Source organism: Geodermatophilus sp. SYSU D00684, from assembly GCF_054050455.1.
Genome location: NZ_JBJGZI010000027.1, coordinates 1 through 19667 on the forward strand (window position 1 = coordinate 1; position 19667 = coordinate 19667).

Annotated in this window: 21 protein-coding genes; 3 read left to right on the forward strand and 18 right to left on the reverse strand. The window is 76.5% G+C overall.

What is annotated here, in order from left to right:
• Positions 1–102: 102 nt before the first annotated feature.
• The 14 genes from ACI79L_RS18470 to ACI79L_RS18535 form a co-directional block, all read right to left on the reverse strand.
• Positions 103–468 carry a hypothetical protein gene (locus ACI79L_RS18470; RefSeq protein ID WP_456938175.1) on the reverse strand — a complete coding sequence of 122 codons (366 nt, stop codon included), beginning with the start codon at positions 466–468 and terminating at the stop codon, positions 103–105.
• A 116-nt stretch (positions 469–584) separates the two neighbouring features.
• Positions 585–1550 carry a c-type cytochrome biogenesis protein CcsB gene (ccsB, locus tag ACI79L_RS18475; RefSeq protein ID WP_456938176.1) on the reverse strand — a complete coding sequence of 322 codons (966 nt, stop codon included), beginning with the start codon at positions 1548–1550 and terminating at the stop codon, positions 585–587.
• Positions 1547–3181: a cytochrome c biogenesis protein ResB gene (gene resB / locus ACI79L_RS18480; protein ID WP_456938177.1), complete on the reverse strand. Its 1635-nt coding sequence runs from the start codon at positions 3179–3181 to the stop codon at positions 1547–1549. Before resB ends, ccsB begins: the two co-directional genes overlap by 4 nt.
• Complete coding sequence (locus tag ACI79L_RS18485) at positions 3178–4017, reverse strand: cytochrome c biogenesis CcdA family protein (RefSeq protein WP_456938178.1); 840 nt, start codon at positions 4015–4017, stop codon at positions 3178–3180. The genes resB and ACI79L_RS18485 overlap by 4 nt, the downstream gene beginning before the upstream one ends.
• The gene (locus ACI79L_RS18490) at positions 4018–4596 is read right to left on the reverse strand and encodes a TlpA family protein disulfide reductase (RefSeq protein WP_456938179.1); all 579 of its coding nucleotides are present in this window, start codon (positions 4594–4596) and stop codon (positions 4018–4020) included.
• Complete coding sequence (locus tag ACI79L_RS18495; RefSeq protein WP_456938180.1) at positions 4593–5225, reverse strand: histidine phosphatase family protein; 633 nt, start codon at positions 5223–5225, stop codon at positions 4593–4595. Before ACI79L_RS18495 ends, ACI79L_RS18490 begins: the two co-directional genes overlap by 4 nt.
• Positions 5225–6607: a glutamate-1-semialdehyde 2,1-aminomutase gene (hemL, locus tag ACI79L_RS18500; protein WP_456938181.1), complete on the reverse strand. Its 1383-nt coding sequence runs from the start codon at positions 6605–6607 to the stop codon at positions 5225–5227. Before hemL ends, ACI79L_RS18495 begins: the two co-directional genes overlap by 1 nt.
• Positions 6604–7149 carry a hypothetical protein gene (locus ACI79L_RS18505; protein ID WP_456938182.1) on the reverse strand — a complete coding sequence of 182 codons (546 nt, stop codon included), beginning with the start codon at positions 7147–7149 and terminating at the stop codon, positions 6604–6606. Before ACI79L_RS18505 ends, hemL begins: the two co-directional genes overlap by 4 nt.
• Before the next feature lie 13 nt (positions 7150–7162).
• A complete protein-coding gene (gene hemB, locus ACI79L_RS18510) occupies positions 7163–8161 on the reverse strand; it encodes a porphobilinogen synthase (RefSeq protein WP_456938183.1) in 999 nt (332 codons plus the stop codon).
• Positions 8158–9687 (reverse strand): uroporphyrinogen-III synthase, encoded by a 1530-nt coding sequence (locus ACI79L_RS18515; RefSeq protein ID WP_456938184.1) that lies wholly within the window; start codon positions 9685–9687, stop codon positions 8158–8160. The genes hemB and ACI79L_RS18515 overlap by 4 nt, the downstream gene beginning before the upstream one ends.
• Positions 9688–9790: 103 nt before the next feature.
• The gene (hemC, locus tag ACI79L_RS18520; RefSeq protein ID WP_456938185.1) at positions 9791–10741 is read right to left on the reverse strand and encodes a hydroxymethylbilane synthase; all 951 of its coding nucleotides are present in this window, start codon (positions 10739–10741) and stop codon (positions 9791–9793) included.
• On the reverse strand, positions 10738–12093 hold the full coding sequence (locus ACI79L_RS18525; protein ID WP_456938186.1) for a glutamyl-tRNA reductase: 1356 nt from the start codon (positions 12091–12093) through the stop codon (positions 10738–10740). The genes hemC and ACI79L_RS18525 overlap by 4 nt, the downstream gene beginning before the upstream one ends.
• A complete protein-coding gene (locus ACI79L_RS18530) occupies positions 12090–12776 on the reverse strand; it encodes a redox-sensing transcriptional repressor Rex (protein WP_456938187.1) in 687 nt (228 codons plus the stop codon). Before ACI79L_RS18530 ends, ACI79L_RS18525 begins: the two co-directional genes overlap by 4 nt.
• A 231-nt stretch (positions 12777–13007) precedes the next feature.
• Positions 13008–13259: a glutaredoxin family protein gene (locus tag ACI79L_RS18535; protein ID WP_456938188.1), complete on the reverse strand. Its 252-nt coding sequence runs from the start codon at positions 13257–13259 to the stop codon at positions 13008–13010.
• Between the two features lie 301 nt (positions 13260–13560).
• Between ACI79L_RS18535 and ACI79L_RS18540 the strand changes: the two genes are divergently transcribed.
• The 3 genes from ACI79L_RS18540 to ACI79L_RS18550 all read left to right on the forward strand — a co-directional run bounded on the left by ACI79L_RS18540 (position 13561) and on the right by ACI79L_RS18550 (position 16583).
• A complete protein-coding gene (locus ACI79L_RS18540; RefSeq protein ID WP_456938189.1) occupies positions 13561–14277 on the forward strand; it encodes a sigma-70 family RNA polymerase sigma factor in 717 nt (238 codons plus the stop codon).
• Between the two features lie 118 nt (positions 14278–14395).
• Positions 14396–15574, forward strand: coding sequence for a DUF5667 domain-containing protein (locus ACI79L_RS18545; protein WP_456938190.1), 1179 nt, complete (start codon positions 14396–14398; stop codon positions 15572–15574).
• Between the two features lie 94 nt (positions 15575–15668).
• A complete protein-coding gene (locus ACI79L_RS18550) occupies positions 15669–16583 on the forward strand; it encodes an HAD family hydrolase (protein ID WP_456938191.1) in 915 nt (304 codons plus the stop codon).
• A 162-nt stretch (positions 16584–16745) separates the two neighbouring features.
• On the opposite strand, the gene ACI79L_RS18555 is transcribed toward ACI79L_RS18550, so the two are convergent.
• From ACI79L_RS18555 to ACI79L_RS18570, 4 genes are all read right to left on the reverse strand, one after another.
• A complete protein-coding gene (locus ACI79L_RS18555) occupies positions 16746–17657 on the reverse strand; it encodes a lysophospholipid acyltransferase family protein (protein ID WP_456938192.1) in 912 nt (303 codons plus the stop codon).
• Complete coding sequence (locus tag ACI79L_RS18560; RefSeq protein ID WP_456938193.1) at positions 17650–18768, reverse strand: NAD-dependent epimerase/dehydratase family protein; 1119 nt, start codon at positions 18766–18768, stop codon at positions 17650–17652. The genes ACI79L_RS18555 and ACI79L_RS18560 overlap by 8 nt, the downstream gene beginning before the upstream one ends.
• A gap of 10 nt (positions 18769–18778) precedes the next feature.
• The gene (locus ACI79L_RS18565; protein WP_012854759.1) at positions 18779–18877 is read right to left on the reverse strand and encodes a 30S ribosomal protein bS22; all 99 of its coding nucleotides are present in this window, start codon (positions 18875–18877) and stop codon (positions 18779–18781) included.
• A gap of 286 nt (positions 18878–19163) precedes the next feature.
• Positions 19164–19508: a helix-turn-helix domain-containing protein gene (locus ACI79L_RS18570; RefSeq protein WP_456938194.1), complete on the reverse strand. Its 345-nt coding sequence runs from the start codon at positions 19506–19508 to the stop codon at positions 19164–19166.
• Positions 19509–19667 lie beyond the last annotated feature (159 nt).

Below are 19667 nucleotides of genomic sequence, written 5' to 3' on the forward strand. Positions count from 1 at the left end.
GTGCCCCCCCGCCCCCCCCCCCCCCCCCCCCCCCCCCCCCCCCCCCCCCCCCCCCCCCCCCCCCCCCCCCCCCCCCCCCCCCCGCCCCCCCCCGGTCCGGGGCTAGGCCGCGCGGCCGCCGAAGAGACGGCGCCAGCCGCGCGGGCCCGGCGGCTCCGGCTCGCCGTCCGGCCCGGTCCCCGGCACGGCGGGCACGACGTCGATGCGCGCGGTCGCCTCGGGGCCCTCGGTCGCGTCGGTCCCGCCCGGCTCGGTCCCGGTCGCCTCGCCGGCATCGTCCGCCCGGTCCAGCGAGCCCGGCCAGCCGAGCCCGCCGCCGGTCGTGGTGTCCCCCGGCCAGCCCAGGTCGCCCTCGGTCCCCTGCGCGGTGACGCCGGGCGCGTGCCGGGTCGCCGGGGTGCCGGCGGCCAGCGCGGCCGCCACGATCGGGTCGGTGCCGACGCCGTCGGCGGCAGTGTGCCTACCCACGGCGTCCCCCCGCGCGTGCAGTCATGCGCCCATCGCAACACGCCGGGGCGGGAACGCGCGCCCGCACCCCCTCACGCGAGTGAGGGGTGGGACGGGTGGGGCGGACGGGTCGCAGGTCAGTTGACACCGCCGTAGCTGTGCAACCCGGACGACACCATGTTCACGTACAGCAGGTTGAAGACCATGACCCCCAGGCCGACCACGTTCACCCACGCCGCGGGCCGGCCGCGCCAGCCCGCCGTCGTCCGGGCGTGCAGGTAGGCGGCGTAGACGACCCAGGCGATGAAGGCCCAGGTCTCCTTGGGGTCCCAGCCCCAGAACCGGCCCCACGCGCTCTCGGCCCAGATGGCGCCGGCGATCACCGCGAAGGTCCAGATCGGGAAGCCGAAGACGGCCGTGCGGTGCGCGACCCGGTCCAGCGTGGCGGCCGAGGGCATGCGCGCCACCAGCCGCGACGACGACGGGTCGCCGCCGCGGGCCTCGAACCGGCCGCGGACCAGGTACAGCACGCTCGCGATGCCGCTGACGAAGAACACGCCGAAACCGAGGATCGCGGTCGACACGTGCACGGCCAGCCAGCTCGACCGCAGCGCCGCCACCAGCGGGGCGCTCTCCACGTAGAGGAACAGCCCGATCGCGACCAGGCTGACCACGACGGGGGCGAGGACGAACAGCCCCAGGTGCCGCAGGCCCGGCGAGCGGACGGCGAGGACGAGGAAGGCCACGACCGCGACCAGCACGACCGCGACGGCGAACTCGTACATGTTGCCCCAGGGCAGCCGCTCGACGGCCAGGCCGCGGGCGACGAGCACCCCGGCGTGGGTGAGCGCCCCGAGGGCGGTGAGCAGCATCGCCACCAGGCCCCAGCGGCGCACCGCCGGCGGGTCGTCCGTGCCGGCCGGGGCCGCCTCGGCGGCCACCGGCTCGTCGACCGGGGCGCCGGCGCCGACCAGCGCCCGGGCGCGGGCGGGCCGGCGGCCGAAGGCCAGCTGGGCGGCGAAGGCGACGACGGCGAGCGAGTACAGGCCGACGCTGACGGAGAACAGGGTGTCCGACAGGCCGGACAGCTGGTCGGCGGTCACGCGGGTGTGCCTCCGGTCTCGGGTGCGCCCCCGGACGGGGCGCGGGTCGGGGCGCGGGCGGCGAGGGCCGCCCGCAGGTCGTCGGTCAACGCCGTGAAGCGCGGTGCGCCGTCGCCGCTGCCTCGAGTCAGTCCACCGACCTCGAGCACGGTACCGCCGTCGGCGGAGAGCCCGGTGGCGCGGGCGAAGACCCGCTCCCGGCGCAGCAGCAGCATCCCGAGCAGGCCGGCGAGCACCGCGATCGCCGCGGCGAGCACCCACACCTGCCCCGGGTCGTGCGAGAACTGCAGGGCGGCGAACTCCTTGTAGCCGGTGAAGGTCACCGTCGTCCCGTCGGGCAGCGTCAGCGACTCCCCGACCGACAGGTTGCCGCGGCCCACCTCGGTGAGCCGGCCGCGCTCGATCTGCGAGGCGTCGAGCGAGTAGACCGACTGCGGCAGGCCGGAGTCCAGGCCGAGGTAGCCCTCGTAGGCCACCACCGCCACCTGCGGCGCCAGCGGGCGCGGGTCGATCGAGGTGAGGACCCCGCCCTGCGTCAGGCCGGTCGGCGCGAAGAAGCCCTCCAGCGCGAACTGGTCCTCGGTGCCGGCGCCCAGGTCGGGCAGCTTGAGCGCGCCCTGGCTGCCCATCATCCGCTGGTCGCTGGGGAGGAACGGCGCCGAGACGTCGTCGATGCTGAACCCGTCGGGCCGGGTCACGGTGAACGTCGGGCTGAACCCGTGGCCGGTGACGTAGACCCGGTCGCCGTCGACCCGCAGGGGGTCGTTGACGCCGATCGTCGTCGGCCGGCCCTCCTCGCCGGGGGCGCCGTAGGTGATGTCGGCGGTGAACGAGGAGGCGGTGAGGTCCTGCTCGTAGGTGGCGCGGAAGTCGTCGAGCCCGACGCAGATCGGCGTCAGGTCGCTGCCCTCGACCAGCGCGCCGGAGGAGTGGGTGTCGTACTGCTGGAACGAGTTGCAGAACCGCTGGCCCTCGGTGACCAGGATGCTGCCCTCGTAGCCCCACAGCTTGCCGCCGGCCAGCGCCAGCAGCAGGCCGACCAGGGCCAGGTGGAAGACCAGGTTGCCGGTCTCCTTGAGCAGGCCCTTCTCGGCCGACAGCTCCTCGACCCCGTCCCGCTCGCGGCGCACCACGCGGTAGCGGCGGACCCGCAGCTCCTCCTCGACGACGTCGAGGGCGCCGGCGGCCGGCAGCGCGGTGGGCAGCGCCGCGGCGTCGGGGAGCCGGGACAGCCGGCGGGGCGCGGGCGGCGGCGGGGTGCGCAGCGCGCGGGCGTGCTCGAGCGCGCGGGGCAGCACGCAGCCGATGAGCGAGACGAACAGCAGCAGGTAGACCGCGGCGAACCACGGCGAGCTGAAGACGTCGAACAGGTAGAGCCGGTCGAGCAGCGGCGCGAGCGTCGGGTGGTCGGCGAAGTACTGCGCGACGTTGCTCTGCGACAGCGAGCGCTGCGGCAGCAGCGAGCCGGGGATGGCGGCCAGCGCCAGCAGGAACAGCAGCACGATCGCCGTGCGCATGGCGGTGAGCCGGCGCCACTGGCGCAGCACGAACCCGCCGGCGCGGCGGAGGCCGGAGGGCGGGGCCGGTGGCGGGGGCGCGGCGGCCGGGCGGGGCGGGGCGGTCGTCGTCACAGCGGCGCCGACTCCCCCAGCCCGGTGACGGCCAGCCAGGACCGCAGCCAGCCCATCATCTCGGTCCACGCGCCGGTGACCAGGAGCAGTCCGACCAGCACCAGCACCGCGCCGCCGAAGCGGGTGACCCCGCGGGCGTGCCGGCGCAGGAACGTCGTCGCCCCGACCGCCCACCGGGCACCCAGCGCGACCAGCACGAACGGCACGCCCAGGCCCAGGCAGTAGGCGACCGACAGCAGGGCGCCGCGGCCGGCGGTGGCCTCGGTGTAGGCCAGCGAGTAGACCGCCGAGAGCGCCGGGCCCAGGCACGGCGTCCAGCCCAGCCCGAAGACGACGCCGAGCAGCGGCGCGCCGGCCAGCCCGGCCGCGGGCCGCACCGACAGCCGGGCGGTGCGCTGCAGGAACGGCAGCCAGCCGAGGAAGCCGAGGCCGACCACGACGACGACCGCGCCCATCACCCGGGTGATGACGTCGTCGTACTGGACCAGCAGCCGGCCCAGCCCGCCGAACGCGGCGCCGGCGGCGACGAACACGACGGTGAAGCCGAGGACGAACAGCAGCGCGCCGAGCACCATCCGCCCGCGCGGCGTGCGCTCGTCGGTGCGGACGGCGGTGGCGGTGGCGCCCTGCCCGGTGGCGGTGGCGCCCTGCCCGGCGGGGGCGGGCGCGGGTGCCGGGCGGGCGCCGGTGCCGACCAGCCCGGTGACGTAGGACAGGTAGCCCGGCACCAGCGGCAGCACGCAGGGCGAGGCGAAGCTGACCAGCCCGGCCAGCGCGGCGACGACGGCGGCCACCAGCAGCGGGCCGTCGGTCACGAGCTCACGCACGCCGTCCACTCAGCTCTCCTCCCCGAGCAGCCGGTCGAGGACGGCGCGCAGGTCCCCCTGCGCCACCTCGCCCGTGTACACGGCGGCGACCCGGCCGTCCCGGTCCAGCACGATCGTGGACGGGATCGCGTTCGCCGGGTAGTCCCGGAAGGCCAGCGCGACCTCGCCGGCGGGGTCGTACAGCGAGGGGAACTCGATCCCCTGGCTGTCGACGAACGCCTGCGCGAACTGCTCGTCGGCCTCCTTGACGTTGAGGCCCAGGAAGGCCACGCCCCGGTCGCGGACGTCGGCGTAGACCTCCTGGAACGCCGGCGTCTCCACCCGGCAGGGCGCGCACCAGGAGCCCCAGAAGTTGAGGACGGCGACCTGCCCGGCCAGCTCGTCGGAGGTCCAGTCGCCGCCCCCGACCAGGGTGCCGCCGAAGGCGGGCGCGGAGTCCCGCTCGCCCTCGGGGATCACCTCGCCGGCCGGGGTGGCCGCGACGAAGCGGAACTCGCCGCCGTTGCTGACGTCGACGGCATCCGAGCCCGTCGAGCAGCCGGCCAGCAGGGCGACCGCCGCCAGCAGGGCGGTCAGGGCGCGCCTCATGCCCCGGGCACCGCGTCGGGGTCGGTGGCCCCGGCCGGCTCGGCGTAGGTGATGCCGGCGACCCGGTCGCCCTCGTAGGTCACCGACGTCACGCTGGCCAGCCCGCACTGCCGCCGGCGCGGGTCGTGCACGTACCGCTTCCCCTCCAGGTGCAGCCGCAGCGTCCAGATGGGCAGCTGGTGGCTGACGCAGACGGCGGCACCGCCGCGCGCGGCGTCGCGGGCGGCCTCGACGGCGAGCAGCATCCGCGCGGCGATCTCCACGTAGGGCTCGCCCCACGAGGGCCGCACCGGGTTGCGCAGCTTCCACCAGTCCCGCGGCCGGCGGACCAGCCCCTGGCCGCCGGCGACCGGCATCCCCTCGAAGGCGTTGCCGGCCTCGATCAGCCGCTCGTCGACGGTGACCGGCAGGTCCAGCGCCCCGGCGACCGGCTCGGCGGTCTGCCGCGCCCGCTCCAGCGGGCTGGACACCAGGTGCGTGACGCCGCGCCCGACGAGCCACTCGGCGGCGCGGCGGGCCATCGCCTCGCCGGCCTCCGACAGCCGGTAGCCGGGCAGCCGGCCGTAGAGCACCTTCCCGGGGTTGTGGACCTCCCCGTGCCGGAGCAGGTGGACGACGGTCGTCTCCATCAGGGCTGCAGCTCCTGGGCGTCCTTGGCGTCCGCGTCGGACGGGGCGTCGGCGGGGTCGGCGGCCGCGGCGGCGCGGGCGGCGGCGGGCAGCGCGTCCAGCACCCGCTCCACGGCCTCGTCGTCGAGCGCGGCGCTGACGAACCAGGCCTCGAACGCCGACGGCGGCAGGTACACGCCGCGGGCGAGCATCTCGTGGAAGAAGGCGCGGTGGGCGGCGGTGTCCTGGGTGCGGGCGTCGTCGTAGTCGCGCACCCGGCGCTCGTCGGGCACGAAGAAGACCGAGAACATCGACCCGGCCTGCTGCACCCGGTGCGGGACGCCGGCGGCGAACAGGGCCGCGCTGGCCGCGCCGCGCAGGGTGACCGCGACCCGGTCGCAGCGGGCGTAGACGCCGTCGGTGCAGTGCCGCAGCGTGGTGAGCCCGGCGGCGACGGCGACCGGGTTTCCCGACAGCGTGCCCGCCTGGTACACCGGCCCGGTCGGGGCCAGCTGCTCCATGAGGTCGGCGCGCCCGCCGAAGGCCGCGGCCGGCAGCCCGCCGCCCATGACCTTGCCGAAGGTGAACAGGTCGGCGTCGACGGGGTCGAGGCCGTACCAGCCCGAGCGGGACACCCGGAAGCCGGTCATCACCTCGTCGAGCAGCAGCAGCGCGCCGTGCTCGGCGGTGATCCGGCGCAGCTGCGCGTTGAAGCCGTCCAGCGGCGGGACGACGCCCATGTTGCCCGGCGCCGCCTCGGAGACCACGACGGCGATGTCGGACCCGCGCTCGGCGAACACGGCCTCGACGGCGGCGACGTCGTTGTAGGGCAGCACGATCGTGTCGGCGGCCGCGCCGGTGGTGACGCCGGGGGTGTCGGGCAGGCCGAGGGTGGCGACGCCGGACCCGGCCGAGGCCAGCAGCGCGTCGACGTGGCCGTGGTAGTTGCCGGCGAACTTGACCACCAGCGGGCGGCCGGTGGCGCCGCGGGCCAGGCGCAGCGCGGACAGCACCGCCTCGGTGCCGGAGTTGACCAGCCGCACCCGCTCGACCGGCCGCACCCGGGCGATGATCTCCTCGGCGAGCTCGAGCTCACCCTCGGTCGGCGCGCCGAAGGACAGCCCGCGGCGGGCGGCGGCGGTCACCGCCTCGACGACGGCCGGGTGCGCGTGGCCGAGGATCATCGGCCCCCACGACGCGACGAGGTCGACGTAGCGGCGGCCGTCGGCGTCGGTCAGCCAAGGGCCCTGGGCCTGCGCGATGAACCGCGGGGTGCCGCCGACGGCGCGGAAGGCGCGCACCGGCGAGTTCACCCCGCCCGGGGTCACGCGCTGCCCGCGGGCGAACAGGTCGGCGGAGACCGGTGCGCCGTAGTCGTACCGGGTCGTGTCCAGCGAGGTCACGGCCCCAGTGTCCCCCCGCCGCCCGGACGCCCGTCGAGGGCGTCGGGGTCGGCGTCGTGTGACCCTGCGCTCCCCGGCAGAGTGCTCCCCGGGACCGCGGCCAGCAGCGCGCCGGCGAGCGCGGCGGGGTCGCGGGTGGGCACGAGCACGGTCCGCCCGTCGGTCAGCCGCAGCGGCATCCCGGTGCGCCCGCGGGGCACCGACCAGCCGCCGCCCAGGACGGGGGCGCCGGCGTCCACGCCCGCCGTCCCCTCGCGCACCGCCCGCAGGTGGGCGGCGTCGACGTCGGTCAGGGGCACCCGCTCGCGGCCCACCGACAGCGCGCCGTCGGGACCGCCGCCGGCGACCCGCACCGTCCACACCCGCCGGGCCGCCGTGCAGCCGAAGGCCACGACGCCGAGCACCGCGACGACCGCGAGCACCCACAGCAGCGGCGGCACGTCCGGGCCGGGCAGCACGAGGTCCAGGACGGCGAGGAGCCCGAGGACCCCGGCGACCAGCCAGAACGGCCGCCAGGAGCCCCCGGGCTCGACGTAGCTCATCCGCGCGTGGACCTCAGCGGAGCAGGCGCGCGGCCTCGACCGCCCAGTAGGTGAGCACCTGGCCGGCGCCCGCCCGCCGGATGGCGGTGATCGTCTCCAGGATGGCGCGCTCCCGGTCGATCCAGCCGTTGGCCGCGGCCGCCTCGACCATCGCGTACTCGCCGGACACCTGGTAGGCGCTGACCGGGACGTCGACGGCGTCGGCGACCCGCGCCACGATGTCCAGGTAGGGCAGCGCCGGCTTGACCATGACGGCGTCGGCGCCCTCGGCCAGGTCCTGCGCCACCTCGCGCAGCGCCTCGTCGGCGTTGGGCGGGTCCATCTGGTAGGTCGAGCGGTCGCCGAACTGCGGCGCGCCCTCGGCCGCCTCGCGGAACGGGCCGTAGAAGCCCGAGGCGTACTTGGCGGCGTAGGCGAGGATCGGCGTCTCGGTGTGGGCGCTGGAGTCCAGCGCCCGGCGGATCGCCGCCACCTGCCCGTCCATCATCCCGCTGGGGGCGATGACGTGGGCGCCGGCCTGCGCCTGCGCGATCGCCACGGCGGCGTACCGGTCCAGCGTCGGGTCGTTGTCGACGACACCGGCCGGGGTGACCAGGCCGCAGTGCCCGTGCGAGGTGTACTCGCACAGGCACAGGTCGGCCATGAGCACCAGCTCGTCGCCGAGGTCGGCCCGCAGCTGGCGCAGCGCGACGTTGACGATCCCGTCGGCGGCGTCGGCCTGCGAGCCGACCTCGTCCTTCTCGGCGGGGATGCCGAACAGGATCAGCCCGCCGATGCCGGCGTCGGCCACCTCGTGCGCGGCCTTCCGCAGCGAGTCCAGCGTGTGCTGCACGACGCCGGGCATCGCGCCGATCGGCTGCGGCCGGTCGATGCCCTCCTTGACGAACACCGGCAGCACCAGGTCGGCCGGGGCCACCCGGGTCTGCGCGGTGAGCCGCCGCAGCGCGGGCGTCGACCGCAGCCGGCGCCCGCGCGCGAAGCCCGGGTTCGACCCGCCCTGCGGGGAGGTCACTCGCCCTCACCCTCCCGCTGCGCCTCGGCGTACTCCGCCAGCGCGTCGACCAGCGGCAGCACCGCGGCGGTCTCGGGCTGGACGTCGACCCGCAGGCCGAACTCCTGCGCGGTGGCCGCGGTCGCGGGGCCGATGACGGCGACGACGGTCTTCGCGTGCGGCTTGCCGGCGATGCCGACCAGGTTGCGCACGGTGCTCGACGAGGTGAAGCACACCGCGTCGAAGCCGCCGCCCTTGATCGCCTCGCGGACCGCGGCGGCCGGCGGGGCGGCGCGCACGGTGCGGTAGGCGGTGACGTCGTCGATCTCCCAGCCGCGCTCCTGCAGGCCCGCGGCGAGGGTCTCGGTGGCGATGTCGGCGCGGGGCAGCAGCACCCGGTTGATCGGGTCCAGCACGTCGTCGTACTCGGGGAAGTCGGCCAGCAGGCCCTCGCTGGACTGGGCGCCCGAGGGGACCAGCTCCGGCACGATGCCGAACGCGCGGACCGCCTCGGCGGTCTGTTCGCCGATGCAGGCGACCTTCACGCCGGCGAAGGCGCGGGCGTCGAGGCCGAGCTCGGTGAACTTCTCCCGGACCGCGCGCACCGCGTTGGCCGAGGTGAACACGATCCAGCCGTAGCGGCCGGTGACCAGGCCCTTGATCGCGCGGTCCATCTGCGCGGGGCTGCGCGGGGGCTCGACGGCGATGGTCGGCACCTCGACCGGCACCGCGCCGTAGGCGCGCAGCCGGTCGCTCATCTCGCCGGCCTGGTCCTTGGTGCGCGGCACCAGCACCCGCCAGCCGAACAGCGGCCGGCTCTCCCACCAGGAGAGCTTGCCGCGCTTGTCGACGGCCGCGCCGACGGTGGCCACGACCGGCCCGCTGACCGCGCCGAGGTCGGCGGTCTTCTCGGCCACGGCCGAGAGCTTCGCGGTCACGCTCTTCTGGCCGGTGCCCGAGCCGCCGGTGGTGACGACGACCGGGGTGCTGCCGGACAGGCCGCCCTCGACCAGCCGCGCGGCGGCGTCGGGCAGCTGCTCGGCGCCGCCCTGCAGCACCACCGGGGCGCCGAGGGCGTGCGCGGCGCCGGCCAGCGCGGGCAGGTCGACGGCGCCGTCGCGCAGGTCCGCGGTCAGCGAGGTGCCGCCGAGCGCGACGCCGGCGAAGGCCGGGACGGCGGTGGCGGGGGCGACGCCGGGGACGACGTCGAAGGGCACGGAGGTGCGGCCGACGGCGAGCACCTCCTTGACCACGGCGTCGGAGGTGAACGGGTCGCCGGCGACCAGCCGGACGACGACGTCGCCGGTCTTCGCCGCCGCGACGGCGCCCTTGGCGACGTCGGCCGGCTCGCCGCTCACGACGGTCGGTTCGACGCCGGGGCGGCTCGCGCGCACGGCGTCGAGGAGGGCGGCCGGCACGTCGGGGTCGACGTGCAGCACCGCGGCCTCGGCGATCGCGGCCGTGGCCCGGGCGGTGAGCATGCCGGGGTCACCGGGGCCGGCGCCGACGAAGACGACGCGGCCGGGGGTCTTGCGGAAGCGCGTCATCACGAGCTCCTGGTCCTTGTTGGTGTCAGGGCCCTGGGGAGGGCGTGGGTGGGGGTCTGGGGTGCCGGGGCGGTCTGCCCGGCGGGGGGACGGCGCCCGGGGGTCACCGGGCGGCCGCCATGAGCTCCGCGGCGCCGCGGTCGAGCAGGTCGGCGGCGAGGTCGCGGCCCAGCCGCTCGGCCTCACCGACCGGCCCGGTGACCGAGCCGCGGACGCCGTCGCTGCCGTCGATCGCGGTGACCGAGGCACGCAGGTACAGCTCGGCGCCGTCCTCGCCCTCGGCCAGCTCGGCGTGGGCGGCCACCGGGGCGCTGCAGCCGGCCTCGAGCGCGGCGAGCGTGGTGCGCTCGGCGAGCACGCAGGCGCGGGTGCCGGGGTCGTCGAGGGCGGCGAGCAGCTCCAGCGTCCGCTCGTCGTCGGCCCGGCACTCGACCGCGAGGGCGCCCTGCGCGGGGGCGGGCAGCACCTGCAGCGGGTCGAGGGTCTCGGTGACCGCGGCCAGCCGGCCCAGCCGGGCGAGCCCGGCGCGGGCGAGGACGACGGCGTCGAGGTCGCCCGGCACGACGCGCGCCATCCGGGTGTCGACGTTGCCGCGGATCGGCACGACCTCCAGGCCCAGGCCGAGCGCGCGCAGCTGGGCGACCCGCCGCGGGGCGCCGGTGCCGACGCGGGCGCCGGCCGGCAGCTCGCCGAGGGTCAGGCCGTCGCGGGCGACCAGCGCGTCGCGGGGGTCCTCCCGCGGCGGGACGGCGGCGAGGACCAGCCCGGGCTCGGGCGCGGTGGGCAGGTCCTTGTAGCTGTGCACCGCGACGTCGACGGCGCCCTCGAGCAGCGCCTGCCGGATCGCGGTGACGAAGACGCCGGTGCCGCCGAGCTGCGCGATGGCCGCGGCCGAGCGGTCGCCCTCGGTGCTGATGTGCACCAGCTCGACCGGCACGCCGCTGGCCGCGGTGATGGCGTCGGCGACGGTCTGCGACTGGGTGCGGGCCAGCTGGCTGGCGCGGGTGCCCAGGCGCAGCGTGCGGGTGGCGGTGCTCGTCGACGACGCGGTCATGCCACACCGCCGGGGCGCAGGTCGTCGGGGTCCACGGTGACCGCCTCGGCCAGCCGGGTGCCGTCCTCGGGCACCTCGGTGTCGATGCCGAGGCCGAACAGCGCCCGCAGCGCGTCGGCGTAGTCGACGCCGCCGGCGGTGGCGGCCAGCTCCTTGACCCGCACGGTCGGCTCGTGCAGCAGCTTGTCCACGACCCGCCGCACGGTGCGGGCGATCTCGCCGCGGGCACGGGCGTCGAGGTCGGGCAGCCGGGTGGACAGCCGCAGCAGCTCGGCGTCGACGACCTCGGCGGCCTGGCTGCGCAGCGCGGACACGGTCGGGGCGACGGCGGCGGCCTGCCGCTCGGCGCGCAGCAGCGCGGTCTCGGCCTCGATGAGCGCGTGCGCGGCGGACACGTCGTCGGCGGCGACCGGGCCGGTGCCCCCGGCGGCCGAGCGCTCGCCCTGCAGCAGCGCCAGGTCGACCAGGTGCACGCCGGGCAGCGCGGCCACGCCCGGGTCGACGTCGCGGGGCAGGGCCAGGTCGACGACGGCCAGCGGACGGCCGTCCCGGTCGGCCAGGGCGCCGGCGACGACGTCGGTGCCGACCACCAGGCCGGTGGCGCCGGTGCAGGTGACCACGACGTCGGCGTCGGCGACCGCCGCGCGCAGGTCGGCGAGTTCGGCGGTGCCGCCGTCGACCGCGGCGGCCAGGCGGGCGGCCGACTCCGGCGAGCGGCTGGCGACGGTGACCAGCGCGCCGCGGCGGGAGAGCGTGGTGGCGGCCAGCGCGCCCATCGACCCGGCGCCGACGACCAGCGTCGGGCGGCCGGCCAGCGGGCCGACCCGCTGCTCGGCGTGGTCGAGGGAGACGGTGACCAGGTTGGCGCCGGCGCGGTCGATGCCGGTCTCGGAGTGCACCCGCTTGCCCACGCGCAGCGCGTGCTGGGCGACCGGGTGCAGCGAGCGGCCGACCGTGCCCTCGTCCTGGGCGAGGGCGTAGGCGGCGCGCAGCTGGCCGAGGACCTGGGTCTCGCCGACCACCATGGAGTCCAGGCCCGCGGCCACGGTGAACAGGTGGGCGACGGCCTGGTCCTCGTAGTGGACGGTGACGTAGGGCGAGAGCTCCTCGACGGAGGCGCCGGCCTGGCGGGCCAGCACCCGGCTGACCTCGGCGACGCCGCCGTGGAAGCGGTCGACCTCGGCGAAGACCTCGACCCGGTTGCAGGTGGCCAGCACCAGCGCCTCGCTGACGTGGTCGCTCTCGACCAGCTCGTGCAGCGCCTTGACCTTGTCGTCCGCGCCCATCGCGACCTGCTCGAGCAGCGCGACCGGCGCGGTCTGGTGGCTGATGCCGACGGCGAGCAGGCTCATGCCATCCCCCCGGCGGGGGCGAGCCCGGTACCGAGCGCCGTGACCGGGGCGGAGCCCCGCTGCTTGTCGAGGAACGCGAGGACCTGCAGCTCGACGGAGAGATCGACCTGGCGGACGCCGACCCCTGCGGGCGCGGTGAGCGCCACCGGCGCGAAGTTCAAGATGCTCCTCACCCCGGCCCTGGTCAGCCGGTCGCAGACCCGCTGCGCCACCTCGGCCGGTGTCGCGATGACCCCGATCGTCGCCCGCGTGGCGGCGACGACCTCGTCGAGCTCCTCCATCGGCCGGACCGGCAGGTCGCCGATCCGCTGGCCCACCCGGGCCGGCGAGGCGTCGAACAGGCCGACGAACTCGAAGCCCCGGTTGCCGAAGCCCCCGTAGCCGGCCAGCGCCGACCCCAGGTTGCCGATCCCGACGAGGACGCACGCGTGCGCGCTCTCCATCCCGAGCACGGCCGCGATGCGGTCGCGCAGGGTGGCCACGTCGTAACCGACCCCCCGCACGCCGCAGGGGCCGAGGTGGGAGAGGTCCTTGCGCAGCCCAGCGGGGTTGACGCCGGCCGCCGAGGCCAGCTCGCCGGAGGAGACGGTGCCGCGGCCGCTGTCGGCGAGTCCGGTGAGCACCCGCAGGTACACGGCCAGCCGGGCGACGGTGGCCTCCGGGATCCGGGGCCGCGACTGCATCACGGGCCTACTCCACAGCGGTCGCGCCCGGGCGCCGGCGGGAGCCTGCGGGGGCGGACGACATCGGGGATCCGGGCGGTACACCCACCCGGCGACAGCCACGGTAACCGCTTGTGAACGCAGGAACAAAGTCCCGGGGACGGCCACGGGCCCCGGGCCAGCGCGGATGCCCGCGGCTGTGTCCGACACCATACCCGCCCGGGGGTTCCCCGACCCCTCCGAGTGGCCCGCTCAACCCATCCCGAGGTCCCGGCGCAACCGGGGGACGTCGACGGTGAAGTAGGAGTGCTCCCGGCCGTCGAGCAGCACCACCGGCACCCGGTCGCCGTACTCGGCCTGCAGCTCCGGGTCGGCGTCGACGTCGACCTCGCGGGTGGCGACGCCGGCCTCCCCGGCGATCCGCGCGAGCGTCTCGGCCGCGGTGACGCACAGGTGGCAGCCGGCCCGGGTGAGCAGCTCCAGCCGCACGGGGGTCTCGGTCACGGGGCACCTCCTGCGGGGCGGCGGCGGTCCCCCCGGCGAGGTACCGAGACGTACCGCACGGCCGGCCGACGTGGACGGTTCGCAGTGATGTTGTCACCATGTGAGAGGACCCGCAGGACAGCGGGACACCGCCGAGCCGGGAGGACCCCCGTCGGGCGAGCCGTCGCGGCTCGGCGGGCCGACGAGGAGGTCGACGTCCCGCATGCCGCAGTCGCGCCCGGTGGACGAGCGGTCGTCCGCCGTCCCGGCGGGGCGGCGGCCCAGTCCGCGCCCCCGCCCGACGCCGTACCCGCGCGCCAGCGTGGAGGATGCACCGGCGGAGCCGAACGTCGTCGTCGACCCCGGGGCCGCCGACCCCGAGGCCGCCGCTCCGGAGGCCGGCTCTCCCGACGCCGTCGCGGAGCCGCCCGAGGAGGACGAGGGCGCGCTCGCCGAGGAGCTCGCGGCACTCGGGGAGGACCTGCCGGACGACCGGGTCGACGTCTGGGACCTGGTCCGGCAGGCGCAGGCCGGCGACGCCGAGGCGTTCGGCCGGCTCTACGACCACTACGTGACGCTGGTCCACCGGTACGTGCTGCACCGGGTGGGCGACCGCGCCCAGGCCGAGGACTTCACCAGTGAGACCTTCGTCCGCGCGCTGCGGCGCATCGACTCGCTGTCGTTCCAGGGCCGCGACGTCGGCGCGTGGCTCGTGACGATCGCCCGCAACATCATCCGCGACCACGTGAAGAGCAGCCGGTTCCGGCTGGAGGTCACCACCGCGGACATGCGCGACGCCGACCAGGCCACCGACGGCCCCGAGGACGCCGTCGTGTCCCGGCTGACCAACGAGCAGCTGCTGGCCTGCATCCGCCAGCTGGGCAGCGAGCAGCAGGAGTGCATCTCGCTGCGGTTCCTCCAGGGGCTGTCGGTGTCGGAGACCGCGGCGGTCATGGGCAAGAAGGACGGCGCGGTCAAGGCGCTGCAGCACCGGGCGGTGCGGCGCCTGGCCGGCCTGCTGCCGGAGGGGCTGCGGTGACGCGCGGGACCCCGGGCGGGGGACCCGCCGTTGTTACCCGCGGGTACGCCGTAACGGGCCGCGGGCTGCGTCGTTGCCCCGGTCGACCGAGCACCGACCGACCGACCGGAGGCCCCAGGTGAGCGCCGAGCACGACGCCGCGGGAGCGACCCGCCGGACGTCCGTGCAGCAGCGGGAGGCGGCCCTCGAGGACCGGCTCCGCGCGCTCGCCCTGGACCTCGACGACGAGCCCGCGCCCGACTTCCGCGCGGCCACCCGCGCCCGGCTGGTCGCGATGGCCGCCGTCCGCTCGCCGGAGCCGGAACCGCGCCGCGGCCTGGCCCGGCTGCGCGCCGCCCGGCCGGCACCCGGCCGCCCGGCGTGGCGGTCCCGGCTGACCGCCGGGATCGCCGGCGCGGCGCTCGCGGTCACCGCGCTCGGGTCCCTGGTCGCGCTGTCCACCGACGCCGAGCCCGGCGACCCGCTCTACGCCCTCAAGCGGGGCACCGAGCAGACCCAGCTCGCGCTGGCGGGCGACGAGCGCGGCCTGACGCTGCTGGAGTTCGCCACCACCCGGCTGCAGGAGCTCGGTGACCTCGTCGAGGACGGCGGGGGTACGCCGCCGGCCGACCTGGTCGTCGACACCCTCGCCACCATGGACGCCCAGACCACCGAGGGCGCCGCCCTGGTGCTCACCCAGGCCGTCGCCGGCCGCGACACCGCTCCCCTGGCGGTGCTCACCGGCTGGGCCGACGACCAAGGCTCCGGCCTCGCCGGCCTGCAGGGCGCGCTGCCCGCGGACGCCGGCAGCGCCGCCACCCGCTCGCTCGGGGTGGTCTCCGAGGTCGGCACCCGCGCCGCGGAGCTGCGCACCGCGCTCGCCTGCCCGACCGGCCCCGCCGTCTCCGGTGCGGACCGGTTCGGCCCGCTGCCCGCCTCCTGCGGCGCCACCCCGGCGTCCCCGCCGGCCGGCTCCGGGACCACGGCCCCCGCACCGGCCGGCCCCGGCACCCCGGCCCCGGGCCGGCCGACCGCGCCGTCGGTGCCGTCCGCCCCGTCGTCGGCCCCGGCGCCCTCGAGCGCGCCTCCCGCGCCCTCCACCGGCAGCGGCCCGGCGGCGCCGACCGGCTCCGGGGGCGGGAGCACCCCGACCGGCACCGCGCCGACGACGGCCCCGTCCTCGCCCGGTGGCGGGCTGCCCCTGCCGCCGCTCCCGCTGCCCGGGGGCGGCGGTCAGCCGTCCGCGCCGTCGACCACCACGCCGCCCCCGGTCCTGGACACCCCGCTGCCGATCTGCCTCTGGCCGATCCTCTGCTGAGGTCCCGGTCCGGGTCCGGGGCCCCGGCGGGCGGCCGATAAGGTCGGTCGGGTACCGCCCCAGGGCGGAGGGATCACCCCAGGGGAGGGAGCCCGTGCCGGGTCTGCCGTTCCGCGGCCGCCGCAGGCAGGACGGCGGAGCGCCGTCCGAGGAGGAGATCCGCGCGCACGTCGCCGGCGCGGCGTCCGCCGCCGCCGCGGAGGTCGAGCCGGTCCCCGCCGTGGTGGCCGACCGCACCGCCGCCGCGTTCTTCGACGTCGACAACACGATGATGATGGGCGCCTCGCTGTTCTGGTTCGCCCGCGGCCTGGCCTCGCGGAAGTACCTGACCTCCCGCGACATCGCCCGCTTCGCGTGGCAGCAGGCCAAGTTCCGCGTCGCGGGCAACGAGAGCGCCGGCGACATGCACACCATCCGCGAGACCGCGCTGGCCTTCGTCGCCGGCCGCACGGTCGCCGAGATCGTCGACGCCGGCGAGGAGATCTACGACGAGCTGATGGCCGACCGGATCTGGTCGGGCACCCGCAACCTCGCCCAGCAGCACCTCGACGCCGGCCAGCGGGTGTGGCTGGTCACCGCGACGCCGGTGGAGCTGGCGCGGATCATCGCCCACCGGCTGGGGCTCACCGGCGCCCTGGGCACGGTCGCCGAGGTGGTCGACGGCCGCTACACCGGCCGGCTCGTCGGCGAGCTCATGCACGGCGAGGCCAAGGCGGAGGCGGTGCGGGCGCTGGCCGAGCGGGAGGGCCTGGACCTCAGCCGCTGCACCGCGTACAGCGACTCGGCCAACGACCTGCCGATGCTCACCCTGACCGGGACGGCGGTGGCGGTGAACCCCGACACCGAGCTGCGCGCGGTCGCCCGCTCCCGCGACTGGACCGTCCGCGACTTCCGGACCGGCCGGAAGGCCGCCCGGATCGGCGTCCCCACCGTGGCGGCCGCGGCGGTCACCGGCGGCGTCGTCGGTGGCGCGGTCGCCCTCCGCCGCCGCAACGCCTGGCCCTTCTGATCCGTCGGCCGCCGGCCGACACCGCGGCCACGTGCCCGGAAGGACCTCGCTGCCCCCCGCCCCTCGCACGCTCGGCGCGGGCCCCTGCACCGACGCCGATCGACGCGTGGAGCCCTTCCTGCCGCTCGGTCGCGGGAGCCTCCGGCCCCCACTCCTCGCGGGTCAGGAGAAGACGGACTTGCGCTGCAGGAGCAGCTGGTAGATCGAGTGCTGGATGGTCTCCCGGACCTGGTCGGTCAGGTTGAACACCAGCATCGGGTCCTCGGCGGCGGCCGGGCCGTAGTGCTCGGTCTCGATCGGCTCGCCGAAGGCGATCAGCCACTTCGACGGCAGCGGCACCAGCCCGAGCGGGCCGAGCGCGGGGAAGGTCGGCGTCACCGGGAAGTACGGCAGCCCCAGCAGCCGGGCGAGGGTCTTCGCGTTGCCGACCATCGGGTAGATCTCCTCGGCGCCCACGATGGCGCAGGGGACGATCGGCTTGCCGGTGCGCAGAGCCGCCGTGACGAAACCGCCCCGGCCGAACCGCTGCAGCGTGTACCGGTCGCGGAACGGCTTGCCGATCCCCTTGAACCCCTCGGGGAAGACGCCGACCAGTTCGTCGGCGCACAGCAGCCGCTCGGCGTCCTCGCTGCAGGCCAGCGTGGCGCCGAACTTGCGGGCCAGGGACCCGACGAAGGGCAGGTCGAAGACCAGGTCGGCGCCGAGCAGCCGGAACCGCCGCTGCGCCGGGTGGTCGTCGTGCAGCGCCACGGTGGCCATCAGCGCGTCGACCGGCACCGTGCCGGAGTGGTTCGCCACCACCAGCGCCCCGCTGTCGGTGGGCACGTTCTCGATGCCGTGGGTCTCGACGCGGAACCACCGGTTGAACAGCGGCCGCAGGACCGGCAGGAGCACGTGGTCGGTCAGGTCGGTGTCGAGGCCGAACTCGTCCGTCTCGTACTCGCCGGTCAGGCGGCGGCGGAGGAACTCCAGGCCGCCGGCGACCTGCTCGTCCCAGCTCGGGTCCGCCGGCGGCGGGACGTGCGGCCGGCCGTCGTCGTCGGGGCGCAGCCGGATGACGCGGGCCTCAGGCATCGCGCACCGCCCGCAGTCCCGGCGGGGCCGGCGCGGGCCGCAGCCGGCCCTGCACCGTCGTCCCCACGGAGGAGGCGACCGACCCGGCCCGCGCGACCAGCCCGCGGGCCTGGTCGGTCACCTCACCGACCAGGGTGGGCGGGACCACCGGGGGCACGGTGCGGGCGTAGTCGGCCAGCGCCTCGGCGGTGGTGTAGCGGGGGGTGTAGCCGAACTCGGTGCGCAGCACGGTCGTGTCCACGACCCGGCCGAAGTTGAGGAAGCGCATCTGCTCCGGGGAGTAGTCGACGTAGCCGAAGCGGCGGGTGAGCCGGCCGAGGGAGCCCAGCGCCGGCGAGGGCACCGGCAGCTGCAGCCGGCCCAGCCGGCGGATGACCTGGGACAGCAACAGCGTGCCCTCTCCCCCGACGTTCACCGTCCCCGCGAAGTCCCCGGTCGTGGCGCGGGTGAGGACGCCGAGGGCGTCGTCCTCGTGCAGCAGCTGCACGCGGGCGTCGTAGCCGAGGGCGGTGGGGACGACGGGCATGCGCAGGAACCCGCTGAGCACCGAGTCGATGCGCGGGCCGATGAAGTTGGTGAACCGCAGGACGGCGACCCCGACGTCGGGACGGCGGCGGGCGAAGGACCGCACGTAGCCCTCGATGTCGAGGCTGTCCTTGGCGAACCCGCCCGAGGGCACCCGGCGCGCCTGCATCGCCTCGGTGAAGACGGCGGGGTCGCGCGGGGAGGCGCCGTAGACGGCGCTGGTCGACTTGAGCACCAGCCGGCGGACCGAGGGCGCGCGCTGGCAGGCGGCGAGGAGCTGCATCGTCCCGATGACGTTGAGCTCCTTCATCGGCCCCCGCCCGCCGGCACCGGCGGGTGTGGAGCTGATGTTCATGTGGACGACGGTGTCGACCGCCGCGGTGCTGATGACCTTGCCGATCAGCGGGTTGCGGATGTCGGCGCGCACGAACTCGGTGCGGCCGAGGCGGCGGAGCAGCTCCGCCGACGGGGGGACGGTGTCGACCCCGATGACCCGGTCGATGGACGGGTCGCGAGCGAGCTCGGCCGCCAGCGCACCACCGAGCCACCGGCTGACACCGGTGACGAGGACGACGGCAGGCGGCACGAGCGTCAGCTCACTTCTTGTTGCGACGCTGCACGCGGGTCTTCTTGAGCAGCTTGCGGTGCTTCTTCTTCGCCATCCGCTTGCGGCGCTTCTTGATGACCGAACCCATGTCCTGCTCCCGACGTCGTTGCCGCGTGTCGCGCCGGGGACCGCTGGTTCGGAACCGGACGCCACGCGAGTGTGGATCAGCTCGTGTGCGACGGCTCCGGCTGGGGCCGGGGTGTCGCTCGGCGCCCGAGCCTACCCGGCGCCCCCGCGGCGACGCTGCCGCGGGAACCGGGCCGGACGGAACTCACCCGGGATGGCGGGCGGGGACGCCTCGTGAGGTGCTGGAACGGCCGCCCTCCGGAGTCCCGCGCCGAGCGTGCGAGGCGCGGGGAAGGGTGGTCCTCAGATCAGGCGATGTCGGTGTAGGCGTCGCGCAGGTAGTCCTGGACGGCGCGCTCGGGGACGCGGAAGGAGCGGCCGACGCGGACGGCGGACAGCTCGCCGGCGTGCACGAGGCGGTACACGGTCATCTTGGAGACGCGCATCATGCTGGCGACCTCGGCGACGGTCAGGAAGGTGACCGCGGCGCGCGGCTGCGGGACGGACGGGCGACCGACGGGCATGGCGGCGGGGTGGGCCGGGCCGACGGGGCGCGCGACGGCAGCGGCGGCCGGCATCGGGCGGGCCATGGGCCGCGGGCCGGGGACGGCCGGGCGGACGTAGGCGGCGTTGGTGCGCTGGGGCATGGTCATGATCAGCTCTCCGGACCTAGCACGCGTCGGGCGTCGGCTTCCCCACCGACTACGGGACACGCACGTGCTGACACAGAGAGTAGGGGGACCCGCGTGACAGAAGCGATGGAAGAAACGAACACGGGGAACGGTCCGTCCCTGTCAGAACTACACCTATGC

Excerpts from the sequence above, each read along its gene's own strand:
- ACI79L_RS18490 (WP_456938179.1), bottom strand. The coding sequence starts at position 4,596 with ATGAGGCGCGCCCTGACCGCCCTGCTGGCGGCGGTCGCCCTGCTGGCC.
- ACI79L_RS18495 (WP_456938180.1), bottom strand. The coding sequence starts at position 5,225 with ATGGAGACGACCGTCGTCCACCTGCTCCGGCACGGGGAGGTCCACAAC.
- ACI79L_RS18505 (WP_456938182.1), bottom strand. The coding sequence starts at position 7,149 with ATGAGCTACGTCGAGCCCGGGGGCTCCTGGCGGCCGTTCTGGCTGGTC.
- ACI79L_RS18515 (WP_456938184.1), bottom strand. The coding sequence starts at position 9,687 with ATGACGCGCTTCCGCAAGACCCCCGGCCGCGTCGTCTTCGTCGGCGCC.
- hemC (WP_456938185.1), bottom strand. The coding sequence starts at position 10,741 with ATGACCGCGTCGTCGACGAGCACCGCCACCCGCACGCTGCGCCTGGGC.
- ACI79L_RS18525 (WP_456938186.1), bottom strand. The coding sequence starts at position 12,093 with ATGAGCCTGCTCGCCGTCGGCATCAGCCACCAGACCGCGCCGGTCGCG.
- ACI79L_RS18530 (WP_456938187.1), bottom strand. The coding sequence starts at position 12,776 with ATGCAGTCGCGGCCCCGGATCCCGGAGGCCACCGTCGCCCGGCTGGCC.
- ACI79L_RS18555 (WP_456938192.1), bottom strand. The coding sequence starts at position 17,657 with ATGCCTGAGGCCCGCGTCATCCGGCTGCGCCCCGACGACGACGGCCGG.
- ACI79L_RS18565 (WP_012854759.1), bottom strand. The coding sequence starts at position 18,877 with ATGGGTTCGGTCATCAAGAAGCGCCGCAAGCGGATGGCGAAGAAGAAG.
- ACI79L_RS18570 (WP_456938194.1), bottom strand. The coding sequence starts at position 19,508 with ATGACCATGCCCCAGCGCACCAACGCCGCCTACGTCCGCCCGGCCGTC.